Here is a 17,563-nt window from a genome sequence, read left to right as displayed (position 1 = left end):
TTTCATCGCTCCCCCATCGGTCCATCCGGCGAATTTCCGGCATCCTGCTTGTAGGCCGAAGGCAGCATGCCGGTTTTCAGCTTGAATTTGTTAATAAAATAGTCCGTGTTCGGGTAGCCCACCTGAAGCGCCACGTCGGAGATTTTGAGCGGGGAGCGCTTGAGCAGCCTTTTCGCCTCTTCGATCCGCTTGTCATTGAGGTATTCGTTAAACGGCTTCCCCGTCGTTTTCTTGAACAGCTGGCCCAAGTAAGTCGCATTCATATGAAAATGCCGGGCTAAATCCTGCAGCTGCAGCTTTCCGCGGAACTCGCGGTCGACGTATTGCACGACCTGGTAAACGGTGTTGCTCTCGCTGCTCAGCTTCAGCTCGGACAGAAGGGCCCCCGCCTGAAGGCAGAAACGCTCTACATAGGCCTGAAGTGCCCGGTAATCCCTGATTTCACCAAGCGTGCCAAGCTGCCTTTCCTGCGCCCTCATCAAAGCGGCCGGGTCGCCGTTCAGGTCCTTGATCAGGCCGCAGACGGACCATTCTATATCCGCCACATGGGTTTTCACCCATTCCAGCTCCACAGGACCCGCGGCAATCCATGCGAAGGATTCCTTTACACAAGCGGTGATGCCTTCCGGATCCCCTTCCTGCACCGTTTCCAGAAGCGTTTTGAATGTTTGCAGGAGCCGCTCCCGGTTTACCGGACGGATGCACTCCTGGTAGAAAAACACTCCGCTTTTCCCCAGACAGCGCTTCCGCTCCACGACTTCCACCGTTTGGGCATACAACTCCCGGATCGAGCGCAGACTGCGTTTCGGCTCGCTGACAGCGATAATGACCGGCCCGTCCAGCCGTTCAGTCAGCTCCCGGTGAATCTGGATTGCGGCGTCCTGCAGACGGCCCGAAACTGAGGCGCCGGACTGCACGACAAATCCCATTCTTCCGCATCCGTCCTGAAAAAGACAGCCTGTTTCTCCTTCAAATTCTCGAGTCAGCAGCGGACTTATCTCAGCGGGATCGAATACGTTTTCTATCCATACCAGCAAGCATTGCAATTCTGAATTGCCCTCCAGCTTCAGGGAGCGCTTGATCTGCTCCTCCATGGCTTCGCCGTACTCTCCCTGTATCAGCCTGTTCATCATATGGCTGACGGCCAGCAGCTCCTTTTTCGCCTGATGATGCTCTGCTTCAATTTCATCGCCGATCTTCCGGCTGAGCTTGACGAGCAGTTCGCCTATCTCCTCGTCATCCACCGGTTTAAGCAGGTATTCAGCCACCCGCTGCCGCATCGCTGCCTGGGCGTACGAAAAGTCGTCATAGCCGCTCAGCACAACGAATTTGGGTGGTTTGGCCAGCAGCTGATTCGACTGCTCGATCAATTCAATGCCGCTCAGCACCGGCATGTTGATGTCGGTGACCACCAGCTCGGGACGATGCTCCTGAATGAACCGCAGCGCATCCGGTCCGCTCTGTGCCTCCCCGCAAACCTGAAAACCGTATTTGTTCCAGTCGATCATCGTCCGGAGGCCCTCAAGAACCCACGGCTCATCGTCCACCAAAAGTACGTTCAACATGATCCTCGCTCCTTACTCGTTGACCCACCCGTTGTAAGCGCATTCACAAAGGTGTGTATGGCAGGTTTCCCTCTATTACCTTCTAAGTTAGCCTGATTTTAGCAAAAGAGTTGTAAAAAAGAAACCGTTCTCTTTCTGCATCTTTACGCCATACCCGCCTGAAAAAGGATAATGACAGAAACCGCTGACTTAGGTTACATTTCAACTATGTCATTCCTCTTCCATACCACTCTCCGTTCAGAAAGGTTGACCCTGATGCGAACGAAACTGAACCGGTTCAACACGCTCCGGAATCAAATGCTCTTCGGCTTTCTGTTTGTGATGCTCATTATTTTGTCGGTCGTTGGGATCGTGAACTTCGATACAGTCTCCAGGCTGCTGAAAAACAACGCGGAGAAGCACATTCAACAAACGGCCATTCAGGCGAGCGGAAGGCTTGAGGCCGTTCTGAACCAAATCGATTCCCTGACCACTCAGGTCGCCACCAATACCTACGTTCAGCAGGTTCTGCTGAACGAGTCGGCAGGCAGGCACGCCACGTTCTCGGAACGCCAGTCCTTGCTGAACAGCATCAAAATCGTTCAGACCTATGCCGACGGCGTCAACTCGGTCGAGCTGTACAGCGGCAGCAAACGCAGGCTGTTCCCGCTGGATGAAGGCCATCTGAACAGCAGGATCAGCCAGAAGTGGATCGATAACGCCCGCGAGGAGAAGGGGCGCATCGTCTGGATCGGGATCGATCCGCTGGATCCGAATTCCGTGCTGGCGATCCGCAGCGTCAGTCTGATGGACCAATGGTTCAGGCCGGGCGGGTATCTCCTCATCCGGATGAACCGTGAGATTTTTCAAATCGACGAGGCGCTGAACGAGGATGGCGGCCGCGAAACGATGCTGCTTGCCGACCGGAACTACAGCCTCATCGCTGTGAACGACGACCAGGTCACGCCCTGGCGCATCAAGTCCCTGGTGGATACGAACGACGCGGTCGTCGCCATCGACGGACAAAAGTACATGCTCGTCAAGCAGCAGTCCGCCTTGACCGGATGGACACTGCTGATCCTGACGCCAATCAGCGCGATCACAAGCGGCATTTCGGTACTGCGCACCGCGATCCTGGTCTCCGCGGGCATCGGCAGCATCCTGTTCATCCTGCTGTCCTTCCTGCTGTCGACCCTGATCACGCGGCCGGTCTTCCGCCTGATCAAGACGATGCGCAGCGCCCGGCTCAGCGGCCTCAAGCCGACGGTGCAAATTTCGTCCACCATCGAAATTAACGAGCTGAATCACTCCTACAACCAAATGGTTGAGCATATGAACGAGCTGATCGGGCTCGTTTACGAGAAGGAGATTTTGCAGAGCCGCACGGAATTGAAAGCGCTGCAGGCCCAAATCCATCCACATTTTCTGTTTAACACGCTTGAAGCGCTGTACTGGTCTCTCATGGAAAAAGACGAAGACGAGCTGGCCGAATATGTCGTGGCGATGGCCGATCTGTTCCGCTATACGATCACCGGGCCGGGCAAGGAGGAATGGGTCCGGCTCGAAGATGAGCTCGAGCATATCGAGCGCTACCTGCTTATCATGAAAATGCGGCTTGGCGACCGGCTGTCCTGGTCGATCTCGTCGCCACCGGCCTTGGCATCGGTGCCGATGCCAAAGCTCCTGATCCAGCCCCTGGTGGAGAACGCCATCCTGCACGGCATTGAGGGCCGGATCGGCCCTGGCAAGGTGTCGGTCGGCGTCTCCCTGTCCGCGGATCAGATGCATCTGGTCGTCACGGTGACCGACGACGGAAAAGGCATCGACGAGGATAACCTCCGCCGGATCGTCACGGCGCTCCAGACCGGAATAACGCCGCCCTTCAAAGGCTCCGGCATGGGGATTTTTAACGTCCAGCAGCGGATCAAGCTCTACTACGGCGGGGACCGGCCGGATGAATCCGGGCTGGCGATCGACAGCCAAATCCACAGGGGAACCCGGGTAAGCTTAACCATTCCGATCCAGACAGGGATCCAGACAGGAGAGATGTAACGATGGTTAAATCGAAAACGATTTTAGTCGTAGATGACGAACCCCGAACGAGGCAAGGATTGACCCGCATGCTGGAAACCTGGGGGAACGGCGCATGTAGCGTCATTTCGGCCGACAACGGCCGCGACGCCCTGGACCTGCTGGAGCGCGAGGCGGTCGATCTGCTTATTACCGATATCCGCATGCCGGAGATCAGCGGACTCAATCTGGTGCAGCAGCTGGAATCCGGATCACCGGCCGCCCAGCTGGCCATTATTCTGATTTCCGGCTACGCCGAATTCGAGTATGCGCAGCAGGCGATCCAGTTAGGCGTTGTCAATTATTTGCTCAAGCCGATCCGCAAGGACAAGCTGTTCGATGCTGTAGAGAAGGCACTCCAGGTTCAGGAGGAACGCTCGCGGATGAGCAAAATCCAGCGCATGGTCGACAGCAAGCTCCTTGACGCCACCGGGGATGTGAATACGCTGGCAGAGCCGGTCCAGGAAGCGCTTCAATACGTGTCGCAGCATTTGGATCAAGGCTTCGGTCTGCGGGAAGTGGCCGATCACGTCCATTTAAACCCCAGCTATTTCAGCGTCCTTTTTAAGGAGCAGATGGAAATGACCTTCATCGAATATGTCACCCGACTCCGAATCCAGAAGGCCAAGGAGCTTCTCCTGCAGACGAAGCTGCCGGTCTCGGAAATCGCCGAACGCGTCGGCTATCAGACAACCAAGTATTTTAACAAGGTCTTCAAGGACTACGAAGGCGCAAGCCCTGGCGCCTACCGCAAAGGCGGTCAGGCAGCACCCAAATAAAGTGGAACTATACCCAAACGCTGTGCCCTTATGTCCTCCTAATACGGGATGCTACACTTGGCTTCAGAGGGAAAGCGCATACATCTCTCGCGATGATACGAAGGGGGAAACGGGCATTTATGAAAAAGAAATGGTTATCCGCATCCATGCTGCTGCTGGCATTGACACTCGTGCTGTCGGCCTGCGGCGGAAGTAAAAACAGTTCGGACGACGGCAAGACGGCCGCCGGCGGCGGGAGTTCATCCGGTGGTTCCGGTGATAAAGTCACGATCAAAATGATGCACCTGTGGCCGGACGGCAGCAATTCCGCCCAGAACAAGCTGGCGAAGCAAATCATCAGCGAATACGAGCAGGCCAACCCGAACGTCAAAATCGAAACGGAAGTGCTTGAGAACGAGCAGTATAAAAATAAACTGAAGGTCCTCTCCGCTTCCAACAGCCTGCCGGACGTCGGCTTTACATGGGCTGCTGGATTTTTGGAGCCGTACGTTAAAGGCAACATGTTCGCCCCGCTGGACGACCTGCTTCAAGGCGACCTGAAAGACAAATTTGTGGCGGGAACGACCGAAGCCTACGCCGTGGACGGTAAAACATACGCGCTGCCTGTCGAGCTGAACATCGTGCCTGTTTATTACAACAAAGAGATTTTTGCCAAATACAATCTGCAGCCGCCGAAAACTTATGAAGAATTCAAAATTATCATCAAAACGCTGAACGACAACAAAGTTACCCCGATCGCGCTAGGATCGAAAGACGCCTGGACCGGCTCCTTCTGGTACATGTACCTGGCTGACCGGCTCGGTGGTCCGGACGTGCAGGATCAGGCGGTAGCCAGCAGCACATTCAGCGATCCAAGCCTGATCCAGGCCGCCAAGGAAGCCCAGGATTTGGTGAAAAGCAATGCCTTTGTAAAAGGCTTTAACGGGCTGTCCAACGACGAGGCCAAATCCGAATTTATGAACGAGAAAGCGGCCATGTACGCTATGGGAACGTGGGAAGTGCCAAACTATACGACCAATCCGGATATCCCGCAGGAATTCAAGGACAAGATCGGCTTTTTCAAATTCCCGACGATCGAAGGCGGCAAGGGGAACATTAACGACTGGGTCGGCGGCGTCGGCGTCGGCATGTTCGTCTCCGAAAACTCCAAGGTCAAAGAGGATGCCAAGAAGTTCGTCAACTACTTCGTCAAAAGATGGGGTGAGCTGTCCGTGGTTGACGCAGGCATTATCCCGGGAACAAAGGTCGACACCTCCAGTGTCAAGCTGCCACAAATGTTCATTGACGTCTTGAACGAACTGAATAACGCCAGCAAAGTCATTCTCTATCTGGACGTACAAATGAAACCGGGTGCCGCAGAAGAACATTACAACCTGATTCAGGCACTGCTCGGCAATGCCATCACACCGGAGGAATTCGCCAAAAAGCAGGAAGAGGCGTTAAAGACCGGAAAGTAACCGTCATAGTAGGGGATGAAAGGACGAACCGGCGAGCTCCGACGGGGCGTCCTTTTCTCTAAGATATAAGAAAGTATAAGCTTCGGAGACTCGGCTTCCTTATATCGCAAGAAAAACTTCCTCTAATGGCGGTCTGTCTTCTGTGAATTTACGTCGATAGACGTTTTTCTTCTCCGACTAGCATCGTAAGGAGGCTTCCTAGTTATGGACAAAGTGATGTCGAACAAAAAGATCATCGCCCTATACGTGCTGCCGTCCCTGCTTCTGATTATGGCTATCATTTATATTCCCATCGTTCTTACCGGATACTACGGCCTGATGAAATGGGATGGCGTCAGCAGCATGAGTTTTATCGGGATGGAGAACTACGCCAACCTGATGAAGGACAGCGCATTCTGGAACAGCGTGTACCATTCATTATTATTCGCGGTACTATCGACGGTGAGCCTGGCCGTTTATATGATCGTTGCACTGATCCTGGCCGGGAACATCAAGGGGGCGGGACTCCTCCGGAAAATCTATTTGATTCCGATGCTGCTCTCTTCGGTAGCCATTGCCCAGCTGTGGCTGAAAATCTACCATCCGACAAACGGCATCCTCAATACGTTTCTCGTGTCGCTTGGCGTGGAGGATCCCCCTGCGTGGCTGTCGGATCCGAAGCTCGTGCTGTACGCCTTGTTCATTCCGATTCTATGGCAGTACGCCGGTTTCTATATCCTGATCTACTACGCCGCCCTGAAAAACATTCCGGCATCGCTCATTGAAGCAGCCCGGATCGACGGAGCCAATCCGTGGCAGATTGCCCTCCGAATCAAGCTGCCGCTCGTTTCCGAGGTCGTCAAAGTCACGATTGTGCTGGCTGTCGTCGGCTCGCTGAAATATTTCGATTTGATCTACGTCATGACAGACGGCGGGCCGAACGGGGCCAGCGAAGTGATGGCGTCATATATGTATCAAAAGGCGTTCCGCGGATTCGATTTCGGCTACGGCAGTGCGATCGGCTTCTTCCTGCTGATCATCTGCATGGTCGCCACCTGGGCGATCCGTAAGGCAACCGCCTCCAAAGACACGATTCAATATTCCTGATAAGAGGAGGTGCTTATGATGAGAACCGCAAGTCCGGCCGTATCCGTTCCCGTGATGCGGTCTTCCCGGCCTGTCGGCGCCAGAATCGGCTCCGGCCTGCTCTATGTCGTGCTGATTGCGGGAGCGGTCCTGCAAATTTTGCCGCTGGTATGGCTGCTTTTGTTTTCCTTGAAGAATAACCAGGAGGTATTCAATCTTCCTCCTTTCGCCCTCCCCAGCCATCCCAAATGGGAGAACTATGAAAACGTATGGCAGCAGGGAAATATCGGCCGTTATTTTATAAACAGTGTCCTGATCACCGTCATTGCCGTCGTGCTGACGATTCTGCTCGCCAGCTTCGTGACCTTTGCGATCACCCGGATGCGCTGGAAGCTCAGCTCGTTCGTCCTCGGCCTGTTCATGGTGGGCATGATGATCCCGGTGCATTCGACCCTGATTCCCTTGTTCATCCTGTTTCAAAAAGTGGGGCTGACGGACAACCAGCTCAGCATCATCCTGTCCTACACCGCCTTTAACCTGCCGATTACGATCATGATCCTGCTCGGCTTCTATTACGCGCTGCCGCGGGAAGTGGAAGAGGCCGCCATTATGGACGGCTGCTCCGTGAACCGCATGTTCTTCCGGATCGTGATGCCGATGACGTTCTCGGTTATTGCCACGGCTGCGATCATCAACATGATTTATAACTGGAACGAGTTTATTTTCGTCAACACCTTCATCAGCTCGGACAACCTGAAGACCTTGACGGTCGGCGTCCAGAACTTCGTCGGACAGTACACGACCGACTGGGGCGCCATCGGGGCGACGCTGATGATCAGCATTCTGCCGATTCTCGTCATCTTCCTGGTGCTCAGCAACCGGATCGTGGAGGGCATCGCCGCCGGGTCGGTCAAAGGCTGATACATTTAGCGCACAAAAAAAAGGGCTGTCCCCAAAGGTCAAAACTGACCTAAGGGCAGCCCTTTTTTACTGATTTCCCGTTAATGCGGCACCTGGCCGCTGAAGTCATCCCTGCTGGATTGATCGGTCTGGTAAAAGACGACGTCGCCGTCTTTTAGCGCAAACCGGTTCCCGTAGGCATCCTGGATGTTCCGGTTAAAGCCCTCCATCTGCCACTGATTCATCAGCGGGGCGTAAATGTACTGCAAATGCGGATTTTTCAAGTCGCCCGCCTGAATAGACTCGATATTGAAGTTCACGACGATGTAGCCGTTCTTCAGAAAAATCGGGGACTTGTCGTCCAGCCCGCCGTGCGTGCGCCCGTATTCCGCCACATTCGTGCCCGCTTCGACCACATAGGGATCGGCCGGCAGGCTGTACTCGCCGTACCATTTCTGGATCGATACGTCCGCCCGTTCGCGGTTCACCGATTCAGGTACGGGGTCCTTCAGGCTGAGAAACGTCCGCAGCTGCTCAGGCAGCATCAGCAGGCTGTAGCTTCCGACCGGCGTCTTTTGCTTCGTATACTTGTTTACATAGCTGTTGATGTATTCGTTCCGGTTCATCCCCCCGGCTGTGCCGCCATGATTAAACTTGTAGCCTGCCGTATCCCGCAGCTCCTGCGCGGGCACGTTCCGGAGCCGGTCATTTAAGATGACGTAACGCTGGACCTGATCCGCAGACGAGCCGATTTTCACAAAATGCTTCGAGCTGGTGCTGTAGTACAGATCCACCGGAATCCGCGTATCCCCGCGGCCGTTGACGGCCTTCCCGTCTTTTCTGACATAATAGAAGGTTGGCGTGATGCGGATGCCGTCCAGCGGGCCGAACATATTCCCTTTCGTTTTAAAATCAAACTTGAAGTGGTATCCGGTCTTGACGGACACGTTCTTGAAACCCTGCAGCGGGCTGCTTCCCGGACGGATCGGCAGCGTAAAGACGGCTGCATTGCCCCGCGGATCGCCATCGATCCCTTTCTGACCAACCCAATAAGAGACGCCCGTCTGGATCGCGCTGCCCTTCTGAGACCGGAACACGGTCTCCCAATTGTAATCGGCAATATCGGTCACATGAAAGTCATACAGCCGTCCAATGACATCAACCGCCACCTCATCGTATGCGGCATGATACACCAGGCTCGTATTGGCGTCATCTTGCTGCGTATAGTCGGCCGGGGCATTTTCGGCAATATTGCGAAACGCGATCTGATATGGACCTTCGTCCACCCATACCGGCAAATAAAAGGTCGTGTCCAGCTGGCCGACCGGAATGTCCACCCAAGTATTTTTCGGAATAAAGGTGGTCCGGTTCCCATCATAGACGTCAAAAGGGAACTTGACCTGCTTAGTGCGGAAATACTTGGCATAATCCCGGTTGCCGTAACCTGGATAGTTGACATGCTGGCCGCTCGTCGGAATACGGACCGTGAACGGGCGTTCCAGAATCAGGGCGGACCGGTCGGCGTCCGGATTCGTTTTCTGGTTGTGCGCCGCATCGTCCGACACGGAGGAATAGTTGACCACAGGCGTATGGACCGTCACGGTGTTGATGCCGTAGATCGGAAACTCCTGATTCTGCCCGCCGTTTATATTTCCCGGCATCAGGTCATATTCGATTTTGCCCGCGCTCGGCGTATCCTTTTTATTGGTTTTGCTTCGGTCGATCAGATTTCCCGGGCTGTACAGCACGTTATCGCCGATCTGAGGCGGCTCGGGAATCTGTGACGGTGTCGGGCCCGATTCCTCAACCTTCTGGTTGTTCATCATCGTCTGTCCGTTAAAGACCAGCGAGTCATTCGTCACCTGGATTTTGCCGACGGCTTTCTCCGCTTCCCCTTTCAGGGCGCTTTCGTCATTCGGCACCGACGGCTTGGACTTGCCCCCGGTCAGCGTCTGTCCGGCAGCCGTAAGCTCTCCGGGCGGAGCAGGCGGATCGTAATTTCCAGTCGTCGCAGCGGCATAATACGGTGGACTGTACCCACTCGGCTGGATGGCAATCCGGCCGCCCGGCAGGGCGTAATTGTCTAGAATCGCCTCGCGGATTTGGTAGACTTCCAGGTTATCAATTTTCCAGAAAGCATACCGCCGCTCAATTTGGTAGGTATACGTTTTGCTTTCGGTCTCGCTCTGCGGGTCCGGCTCGATATGCGTTCCTTTGCCGTCGGCGTTCGGCACTTCCTTGCCCGGATCCCACTTCAGCGTGTACTCCTTGGTTACGTTAACCGTATATGTACACGTCCCGGTCATCTGTACGAACTTGTCCTGGTACAGGTGATTCCGGGCGAGCACATTGCCGTATAAGCTCTCGGAGGTCGGAATGCCCTGAAGCACGTCAAACCGCTCGCTACCGCGGGCATCAGCTTTGATTTTGGCTGTCACGACGGGGTCCATGTATTTGCCGGTCATCGATTGACCCGGCGCCGGCTCGGTGCAGCTTACCGCGGGATCCGGGGGATCGACCGGCGGCGGTCCGTCCCCGCCCCCATCGCCGACGGTCACGGTGGCTGTGCCGTACAGGTAGTAGAGGCCGCTTTTCCATACGGCCGTGATTTTGGCCGTGCCTTTGCCTACGGCGGTCACGTTCCCGCTGCTGTCCACCGTCGCCACCGCGCTTTTGTCGGAGCTCCACACCGTTTCGGAGCGCGTGGTCACGTCAACGAAATCGCCGAAGCTCGTATCGCCCTTCACGCTGAAAGGCTTCGTGCGCACCTCGGCCTTAAAGTTCTTCTTCTCCCCGGGTTTCATCGATGCACTCGCGGGAGTCACCCGCATTTCCTTGATTTCTTTGGCGGTGCCTTCCCAGGTGAGGTTAAGGTTGATGTCGTACTCGACCAGGTATTTAGGGAAGCCATTTGGTCGGTGCTTGATGTCGAGTTCTTTACGATTTGTGAAATTGGGACCACCAGTTATCGTATACATCTTAATGCTTAAATTATCAGGGAGAACAATTAAATTCGGAAGAGTTTTTCCTGGCATAAAATTAGTCTGTGGTCCAAAGGAAATTTGATCTTTTACTAACTTAATCTCCTCTACCGCCTCGGATGGTACTTTCACCTTATCCATATCTAGAAAATCACTAGGCTTATAATCTAATGAGTTAATTTTTGTTGCTGTTTCTTTCTCCATTGGATACGGATTATTAAAATTATCACCTGCATTGTCTGTTGTATAATGTAAACCTTCTTCAATAATGTCTGCTTGAAACGAACCATCATCTACTTGATACCAATAAACACCCGGGTGTGGTTTTGCACTTCCTGATACTTTTTTAGTTACTACCTGTCTAATCTGTGGCCCAGTTGGAGCAACAGTGCTGTCAGATGGATAGCTCTCTGCAACCACCGTATCTGCATCAAAGGCAATAATATTTCCAACTAAATAAAGCATTGCCAGGAAGGCAATATTAATAGTTTTATTTCGATATCCTCTCACTACAACAGCCCCTTACTCTTTCTTCATAAGGATTCCGCCGTATGAGCCATCATCAGCAAAAAAACTCTCACCCGCGCTATAGCCGTTCGTTATAAATCTAGGAACAGTTGAAGTAGTCCAAAATCTTGTTTCTTTATTTATTAAAAAGAATGTGTCTCCAAAATCAGTCAAAAGGGTCTTATATCCAAACTTTTTAGGACTCTCTCCGAATACTCTATAGCCACCTTGAAGTGAGGCATTAATTCCATTGGAGTAGCTACGATTATTAAAATTCTTGCTAATCCTTTCGACAGAAGTATCTATAAATACCAGATAATAATCGTTATAGAACTTAGTCGCCTTATCTACAAACATTCTGCCATAAATACTCCCGGTTTGTTCTGCACTCAAACCACTCATAAAAATATAATGATAAACTTTAACTTTACCTTCTCCATTCCTTAGGCTCGAGCTTTTCCCAAGAATTGATTTTAAATCATGCCCCTCCGTATACTGATACGCCGGGATCACCGCCCGGAGATTCGTCCCCGTCGTCCCCACTTCCCGCAGCTCGTTCAATCCCTTGAACGCTTTTGGCGCCTTCGTCTGCGTCGTCTCGTAACGCTGAATAATCACCGCCACCTCCGCACGCGTGGTCGTTTTGCCGCCGCCGAAGCTGTCGTCCGGATACCCGGACATCAGCCCCGTTCCCAGCATGACCGACACATACGGATAGTCGGCCTTGTTCAAACCGCCTTTGTAATACTCCGTCACCGGAACGATGGTGTCCTTCGTATCCTCGATCGCCTGCTTGTACTCTCCGTCGCGGGCCGCCAGTCCCGAGGCCATCCACTTCGCCATTTCCACCCGCGTCAGCGGAGTGCCCGGCTTAAAGCCGTTTGTGTAATCGGACGGACTGAAAAAGCCCTTCCCCGCTGCCTCGCTCACTTCCTTTTCGCTCCAGTGCCCGGTCAAATCGGAAAATGCCGCTGCTCCGCCAGCGTTTTCGTTCGTCGACACCCTGGCCAAAATCGCCGCAAATTCAGCCCGTGTAACCGGGTCGTTTGGTCTGAATTTTCCGCTGCCGTCACCTTTGAGATAACCTTTGGATACCGCATCGTTAATGGCCTGATACGCCCAGTGGGACACAGACACGTCCTTAAAAGCCGCCGCCGCTGCGGCCGGCACCGGCTGCTCGATTGCTCCTGCCGTCCCAAGAATCATCGCCCCGGCAAAAATGGTCATCAACATCGCTTTGAACATACTTCTTCCGCTCCAATCTTTTAAAATATGCAGCTTCTTGAATTTCCTATTACCTCATAAATTCACTGATCCTCTAACTTCCTTATCCTCCCTGACATTCTGGTACAATCTAACTTTCTACTTCTTCCCCGACCGTCTGGTGCTGCTGTTCCCTTTGTAGCTCTAAACCTAAACTCTCTTGCTAAAAAATATGTTTTCTTAACCGACGGGACTGCTTGCCCACGCGTGGCCCTAAGCAGCCACACCTCCTTATGTATTCCTGTGAAACTTCTTTCCTATTTAGCATAGGACTACTTGCAGTATACTACAGGATTTTCGCAAAATTTGTCATTAATTGTCACTATGCATCATCACTTCAATTATATGGGTTTAATGGATATATAAGATGCACATGCTGCAAATAGCTTCTGCGACGCCCGACACAAAAAAAACAAAGCAGGAATGCATTCCTGCTTTGCCATGTGCCTCATGCCAAATGAATAACTTTATATTGTCCGTAATTTTATCAGCTAGAACAAGCAATGTTTAACGACGTCAATCCTTTATTTTCCCGAAAAAGCGCCCGCCTGCACCTCACCGAACCGGTTCGGCCGGAACGCTCCACACCACTCCGGCAGCGGCTTGCCCTCCACGCTATCGGCGATCAGCGCGGCCGTGACCGGGCTGAGCAGGATGCCGTTGCGGTAATGACCCGCGGCCACAAAAATATGGCCGGCATCGTCCAGCCGCCCGATCAGCGGCCGGCCGTCCAGCACCGCCGGGCGCAGTCCCGCCCAGCGGTGGAACGGCTGCACCTCGCCAAGGACCGGCAGCACCTGTTTGTTCCACTCCGTCAGCCGCCGGATCCCTTTTTCCGTGACGGACGTATCGAACCCGGCGATATCCTCCGAGGCTCCGCACACGAGCGTTCCGTTTGCTTTTTGGACCAGGTACCCCTGGCTGGTGAACACCAGATGCCGAAGCCGCTCGCGCTCCTCGTTCCAAGTGTAGGCGCAAATTTGTCCCCGGATCGGATGTACAGGAATCCGGATGCCGAGGGGTTCCGACATCTCCTGTACCCACGCACCGGTGCTGATCAGCAGCCGGTCCGCTTCAAACCGCTCGCCATTCTGCGCCCACAGCGCAACCCGCTCCCGCCATTCAGCCAGCTCGATCCGGCCAAGATGCTCATGAATCTGCACGCCGGAGGCCAGGCAGGCCCGCTTGACCGCTTCCGTCAAATCCGGGGCATACACATGGCTCTCCACCGGTGTCCGCAGGGCGGCTACTGCTTCGCGGGTCAGTCCCGGCTCGGCATCGAACAGCGCGCTTCCCGTTAATATTTCGCCACCGGAGCCCCAGCTCCGCTGCCATTCCAGCCGGCTCTCCAGTGCCAGCAGATCCGCCTCATGCCTCACCACGTATAGGCTGCCGGTTTCGGCATATTCAAAAGGAACGCCGGAGATGTCCTTCACCGCCTGTTGCCACTGCGGATACAGCGACAAGCTCTCACGGCACAACCGGAAGAATTCGTCCGGCGACTCCACGTTCTCCGAATACGGAGCGAGCATCCCTGCCGCCGCGCCGGAGGCCTGCCCGCCGCAAGGTCCCTTTTCAAGCAGCGCGACGTTCAGGCCGCGGCGGCGCAGCTCCAGCGCGCAGGATAATCCGATAATGCCGCCTCCCATGACGATGATGTCTCCGCTCATTGTTACAGCCCCCTGTCCATCCATCTTTATTCGATGACGAGCGATTCCAGGCCGCTGCTGGCCGAAGCATATTTCTTCTTCGGAATCCGCCCGGACAAGTAAGCCAAACGCCCCGCCTCAATCGCCAGCCTCATCGACCGGGCCATCATCACGGGATCTTTGGCTTTGGCCACCGGGGTATTCATCAGAATGCCGGAGACCCCCAGCTCCATCGCCAGTGCCACATCGCTGGCTGTCCCCAGCCCCGCATCCACGATGACAGGGACCGACAGCTCCTCCACGATCAATCCGAGATGGTACGGATTCAGAATCCCGAGGCCGGTTCCGATAGGCGCTGCGCCGGGCATAACCGCGGCTGCCCCGGCTTCCTCCAGCTTTTTGCAGATCACCGGATCGTCAGAGATATACGGCAGTACCGTAAAGCCTTCCTTGACCAATATTTCCGTTGCCCTTAACGTTTCAATCGGATCGGGCAGGAGCGTCCGCTTATTGGCGCTAATCTCCACCTTAACCCAGTCGCTGAGTCCCGACGCCCGCGCCAGGCGGGCTATCCGGACAGCCTCATCGGCCGTTGTCGCCCCGGACGTGTTGGGAAGATAGATGTATTTCTGGGGCTCCACATGTTGCAGAATGGAGTCATCCTCCACCGAATCGAGATGGATCCGGCGAATAGCGAACGTCAGCACCTCGGTTCCCGAAGCTTTGATCGCCTCCATCTGCACATAAGGATCGGGGAACAGCCCGGTCCCCAAAAACAACCGCGACGACAGTTCCTGTCCGCCAACCTGCCAATTATCTCTGTTCATTTTCCCCCTCAACCTCCCGCTACGAAATGGACCAGCTCCAGCTTCATTCCAGGTACAACCGGAGTCGTCTCCCACTGCTCGATCTTCAGCACCTGTCCGTCCGCTTCCACCATGACCGGCCTGCCGGACAGCCCCAGCAGGCGGAGGACATCGGCTACTGTCTCGGCCGCCAGCTCCCGCTTTGTTCCGTTAATGACCAGTTCCATCCGCCGCTCCTCCTCTACCTTCAAGTTTGTGAATGAACGCCCGGCATACCGCTTCCGGGTCAGGGCTGCCGACGATTTCGCTCACCGCGCAGACGCGGCTCGCACCGGCCCGGATCACTTCGTCCACGTTGCCCAGCTTGATGCCGCCAATCGCCACAAAAGGGATCTGGATGACGCCGGCGACTTCCCGAATGTACGAAAGACCGACCGGATCCACCACATCGGCTTTCGTAGCCGTCGCATAGATCGGCCCGACGCCGATATAATCCGCCCCTTCCGCTTCGGCGAGCTGCGCTTCCGAAATTGCATGGGTGGATATGCCGATGATCTTGGAGCCGACAAGCTTTCTGGCTTCCGCGATCGGCATATCGCCTTGACCGAGGTGAATCCCGTCCGCGTCCACCTCCATCGCGATATCAACGTGATCGTTCACGATAAAAGGGACGCCGTAGCGGCGGGTCAGCTCCCGCAGCTCCGCCGCCTTGCGCAGCAGCTCTTCCCTGCCGCTTGTTTTGTCGCGGAATTGAACGATGTCCGCGCCTCCCCGAATGGCTTGCTCCATCACGTCCACCAGCCGGCGTCCCGGATGGAACGTCTCGCCGGTAATCGCATACAGACGAAAATCAACCATGACTGCTTCTCCTCTCTTCCCTTTACCTTTCCCTCCATTTCATGCCGGCTTCTATCATCGCGAAGGGTAAGCCCTCATTTTGCGAAAGCGCCCTCTTACCCGGTTAACACAAAAAAACCATTCGAGAAATACACGAATGGCACCGCAATTCGAATGATATTCTCTACGCCAGCATTACCTGGATCAGATTAACGGTCCGCAGCATAAGGCTGCCATCTCAGCCGGACTTCATCCAGCACCCGCATTCCTATTTAATTTCACAACCACTATAGCCCAAACTGCTGACTTTTGGCAATAGCCAGAGTGAGATCACCGGCATCGGAACGCTTATCTCATCCATAGCAGCGATTCTCGCAAAATTTCATATATTTGGGTGCGGCGAACTTCTTATTTTATCTCTTGCGTCATCACATATCGTCCCCGCCCGTGAATATAAATGTTTAACAAGCCAAAGTTTGTGCTGAGTATGGGAACATGGGAGGTGCCTGAACATGCCATCAGACGATCATTCGCTGTTTGTGGTGTCCAAGGAGGACTGGTCACTGCACCGGAAAGGGTACCAGGATCAGGTCCGCCATCAGGAGAAGGTTAAGGAAATCATCAAGCAGAACCTGCCCGACCTGATCACAGAAGAAAACATCGTGATGTCGGACGGTAAGCAAATCATCAAGGTACCCATCCGGAGCCTCGATGAATACCGTTTCATTTATAACTACCAGAAGCAAAAGCATGTCGGTCAGGGCGACGGCGACAGCCAGGTGGGAGACGTGCTGGGCAGGGATCCGGTGCAAAAGCCGGGTCAAGGCGAAAAAGCCGGCGACCAGCCAGGCCAGGACATTATGGAAGCCGAGATCAGCCTCGAAGACTTGGAGAACATGCTGTTCGATCAGCTGGAGCTGCCGAATATGAAGCCGAAAGAGCAGCAGGAAGTCGAAACTGAATCGATCACGTTCAACGATATCCGCAAAAAAGGCATGCAGTCCAACATCGACAAGAAGCGGACGATCCTGGAAAATCTGCGGCGCAACGCCACCAGCGGCAAGCCGGGAATTCACCATATCAGCCCCGACGATCTGCGTTATAAAACGTGGGAGGACGTCGTCGTTCCCCATTCCAGCGCGGTCATCATTGCGATGATGGATACTTCCGGGTCGATGGGTACGTTTGAAAAATACTGCGCGCGCAGCTTCTTCTTCTGGATGACCCGCTTCCTGCGCCGCCAGTACGAAAAGGTCGATATCGTCTTTGTGGCCCACCATACGGAGGCCAAAGAAGTCACCGAAGAGGATTTCTTTACCCGTGGCGAAAGCGGGGGCACGATCTGCTCGTCCGCCTACCAGAAGGCGCTGGAAATCATCGACCGGCGCTACCCGCCCGCCAAGTACAATATTTATCCGTTCCATTTCTCGGACGGCGACAACTTGACTTCCGATAACGAACGCTGCGTGCGGCTGATCGGCGAGCTGCTTAAAGTCAGCAACATGTTCGGCTACGGGGAAGTCAACCAGTACAACCGGAGCAGCACGCTGATGTCCGCGTACCGTAATATCAAACTCGACCAGTTCATGTATTACGTCATCAAGGAAAAGGGCGAGGTCTACCAAGCGCTGCGTACGTTCTTTAAAAAGCAGGAAGGCGCACTGACCTAAGCCGAAGGATCGTCTCCTGGAACGCAAAATTATGG

13 protein-coding genes and 1 riboswitch are annotated in these 17,563 nt (G+C 54.3%); of the genes, 6 read left to right on the top strand and 7 right to left on the bottom strand.

Going from position 1 to position 17,563, the window contains the following annotated elements; all coding sequences use genetic code 11:
• Positions 1 to 2: 2 nt before the first annotated feature.
• Positions 3 to 1,565 carry a response regulator gene (locus tag GCU45_RS23310; RefSeq protein WP_152400897.1) on the bottom strand — a complete coding sequence of 521 codons (1,563 nt, stop codon included), beginning with the start codon at positions 1,563 to 1,565 and terminating at the stop codon, positions 3 to 5.
• A gap of 255 nt (positions 1,566 to 1,820) precedes the next feature.
• On the opposite strand from GCU45_RS23310, the gene GCU45_RS23305 reads away from it, so the two are divergent.
• The 5 genes from GCU45_RS23305 to GCU45_RS23285 all read left to right on the top strand — a co-directional run bounded on the left by GCU45_RS23305 (position 1,821) and on the right by GCU45_RS23285 (position 7,836).
• Positions 1,821 to 3,596 (top strand): sensor histidine kinase, encoded by a 1,776-nt coding sequence (locus GCU45_RS23305; RefSeq protein WP_152400896.1) that lies wholly within the window; start codon positions 1,821 to 1,823, stop codon positions 3,594 to 3,596.
• Positions 3,597 to 3,598: 2 nt separating this feature from the next.
• Positions 3,599 to 4,393, top strand: a complete 795-nt coding sequence (locus GCU45_RS23300) for a response regulator transcription factor (RefSeq protein ID WP_152400894.1) — start codon at positions 3,599 to 3,601, stop codon at positions 4,391 to 4,393.
• 119 nt (positions 4,394 to 4,512) lie between these two features.
• On the top strand, positions 4,513 to 5,850 hold the full coding sequence (locus GCU45_RS23295) for an extracellular solute-binding protein (RefSeq protein WP_152400891.1): 1,338 nt from the start codon (positions 4,513 to 4,515) through the stop codon (positions 5,848 to 5,850).
• A 204-nt stretch (positions 5,851 to 6,054) separates the two neighbouring features.
• Positions 6,055 to 6,936, top strand: coding sequence for a carbohydrate ABC transporter permease (locus GCU45_RS23290; protein ID WP_076170538.1), 882 nt, complete (start codon positions 6,055 to 6,057; stop codon positions 6,934 to 6,936).
• Positions 6,937 to 6,990: 54 nt separating this feature from the next.
• Positions 6,991 to 7,836 (top strand): carbohydrate ABC transporter permease, encoded by an 846-nt coding sequence (locus tag GCU45_RS23285; RefSeq protein ID WP_425281302.1) that lies wholly within the window; start codon positions 6,991 to 6,993, stop codon positions 7,834 to 7,836.
• Between the two features lie 80 nt (positions 7,837 to 7,916).
• On the opposite strand, the gene GCU45_RS23280 is transcribed toward GCU45_RS23285, so the two are convergent.
• The 6 genes from GCU45_RS23280 to thiE all read right to left on the bottom strand — a co-directional run bounded on the left by GCU45_RS23280 (position 7,917) and on the right by thiE (position 15,879).
• On the bottom strand, positions 7,917 to 10,793 hold the full coding sequence (locus tag GCU45_RS23280) for a DUF5704 domain-containing protein (protein ID WP_152400889.1): 2,877 nt from the start codon (positions 10,791 to 10,793) through the stop codon (positions 7,917 to 7,919).
• A gap of 525 nt (positions 10,794 to 11,318) precedes the next feature.
• The gene (locus GCU45_RS23275) at positions 11,319 to 12,548 is read right to left on the bottom strand and encodes an S-layer homology domain-containing protein (RefSeq protein WP_152400887.1); all 1,230 of its coding nucleotides are present in this window, start codon (positions 12,546 to 12,548) and stop codon (positions 11,319 to 11,321) included.
• Positions 12,549 to 13,090: 542 nt separating this feature from the next.
• Positions 13,091 to 14,236, bottom strand: a complete 1,146-nt coding sequence (gene thiO / locus GCU45_RS23270) for a glycine oxidase ThiO (protein WP_152400885.1) — start codon at positions 14,234 to 14,236, stop codon at positions 13,091 to 13,093.
• A 26-nt stretch (positions 14,237 to 14,262) separates the two neighbouring features.
• Positions 14,263 to 15,042, bottom strand: a complete 780-nt coding sequence (locus GCU45_RS23265) for a thiazole synthase (RefSeq protein ID WP_152400883.1) — start codon at positions 15,040 to 15,042, stop codon at positions 14,263 to 14,265.
• Positions 15,043 to 15,050: 8 nt separating this feature from the next.
• Positions 15,051 to 15,248 carry a sulfur carrier protein ThiS gene (gene thiS, locus GCU45_RS23260; protein ID WP_089545768.1) on the bottom strand — a complete coding sequence of 66 codons (198 nt, stop codon included), beginning with the start codon at positions 15,246 to 15,248 and terminating at the stop codon, positions 15,051 to 15,053.
• Positions 15,232 to 15,879, bottom strand: a complete 648-nt coding sequence (gene thiE / locus GCU45_RS23255; RefSeq protein ID WP_145025390.1) for a thiamine phosphate synthase — start codon at positions 15,877 to 15,879, stop codon at positions 15,232 to 15,234. The genes thiS and thiE overlap by 17 nt, the downstream gene beginning before the upstream one ends.
• A 143-nt stretch (positions 15,880 to 16,022) precedes the next feature.
• Positions 16,023 to 16,132, bottom strand: a riboswitch (TPP riboswitch).
• 238 nt (positions 16,133 to 16,370) lie between these two features.
• On the opposite strand from thiE, the gene yhbH reads away from it, so the two are divergent.
• The gene (gene yhbH, locus GCU45_RS23250) at positions 16,371 to 17,528 is read left to right on the top strand and encodes a sporulation protein YhbH (protein WP_089545766.1); all 1,158 of its coding nucleotides are present in this window, start codon (positions 16,371 to 16,373) and stop codon (positions 17,526 to 17,528) included.
• Positions 17,529 to 17,563 lie beyond the last annotated feature (35 nt).

The sequence above is a fragment of the Paenibacillus cellulositrophicus genome (assembly GCF_009363095.1).
GTDB lineage: Bacteria > Bacillota > Bacilli > Paenibacillales > Paenibacillaceae > Paenibacillus_AQ > Paenibacillus_AQ favisporus.
The sequence above is the reverse complement of the archived record's forward strand: the minus strand, read 5'-3'. Positions and strand labels throughout refer to the sequence as shown.

Excerpts from the sequence above, each read along its gene's own strand:
- GCU45_RS23310 (WP_152400897.1), bottom strand. The coding sequence starts at position 1,565 with ATGTTGAACGTACTTTTGGTGGACGATGAGCCGTGGGTTCTTGAGGGC.
- GCU45_RS23305 (WP_152400896.1), top strand. The coding sequence starts at position 1,821 with ATGCGAACGAAACTGAACCGGTTCAACACGCTCCGGAATCAAATGCTC.
- GCU45_RS23300 (WP_152400894.1), top strand. The coding sequence starts at position 3,599 with ATGGTTAAATCGAAAACGATTTTAGTCGTAGATGACGAACCCCGAACG.
- GCU45_RS23295 (WP_152400891.1), top strand. The coding sequence starts at position 4,513 with ATGAAAAAGAAATGGTTATCCGCATCCATGCTGCTGCTGGCATTGACA.
- GCU45_RS23290 (WP_076170538.1), top strand. The coding sequence starts at position 6,055 with ATGGACAAAGTGATGTCGAACAAAAAGATCATCGCCCTATACGTGCTG.
- GCU45_RS23285 (WP_425281302.1), top strand. The coding sequence starts at position 6,991 with ATGCGGTCTTCCCGGCCTGTCGGCGCCAGAATCGGCTCCGGCCTGCTC.
- GCU45_RS23280 (WP_152400889.1), bottom strand. The coding sequence starts at position 10,793 with ATGTATACGATAACTGGTGGTCCCAATTTCACAAATCGTAAAGAACTC.
- GCU45_RS23275 (WP_152400887.1), bottom strand. The coding sequence starts at position 12,548 with ATGTTCAAAGCGATGTTGATGACCATTTTTGCCGGGGCGATGATTCTT.
- thiO (WP_152400885.1), bottom strand. The coding sequence starts at position 14,236 with ATGAGCGGAGACATCATCGTCATGGGAGGCGGCATTATCGGATTATCC.
- GCU45_RS23265 (WP_152400883.1), bottom strand. The coding sequence starts at position 15,042 with ATGAACAGAGATAATTGGCAGGTTGGCGGACAGGAACTGTCGTCGCGG.
- thiS (WP_089545768.1), bottom strand. The coding sequence starts at position 15,248 with ATGGAACTGGTCATTAACGGAACAAAGCGGGAGCTGGCGGCCGAGACA.
- thiE (WP_145025390.1), bottom strand. The coding sequence starts at position 15,879 with ATGGTTGATTTTCGTCTGTATGCGATTACCGGCGAGACGTTCCATCCG.
- yhbH (WP_089545766.1), top strand. The coding sequence starts at position 16,371 with ATGCCATCAGACGATCATTCGCTGTTTGTGGTGTCCAAGGAGGACTGG.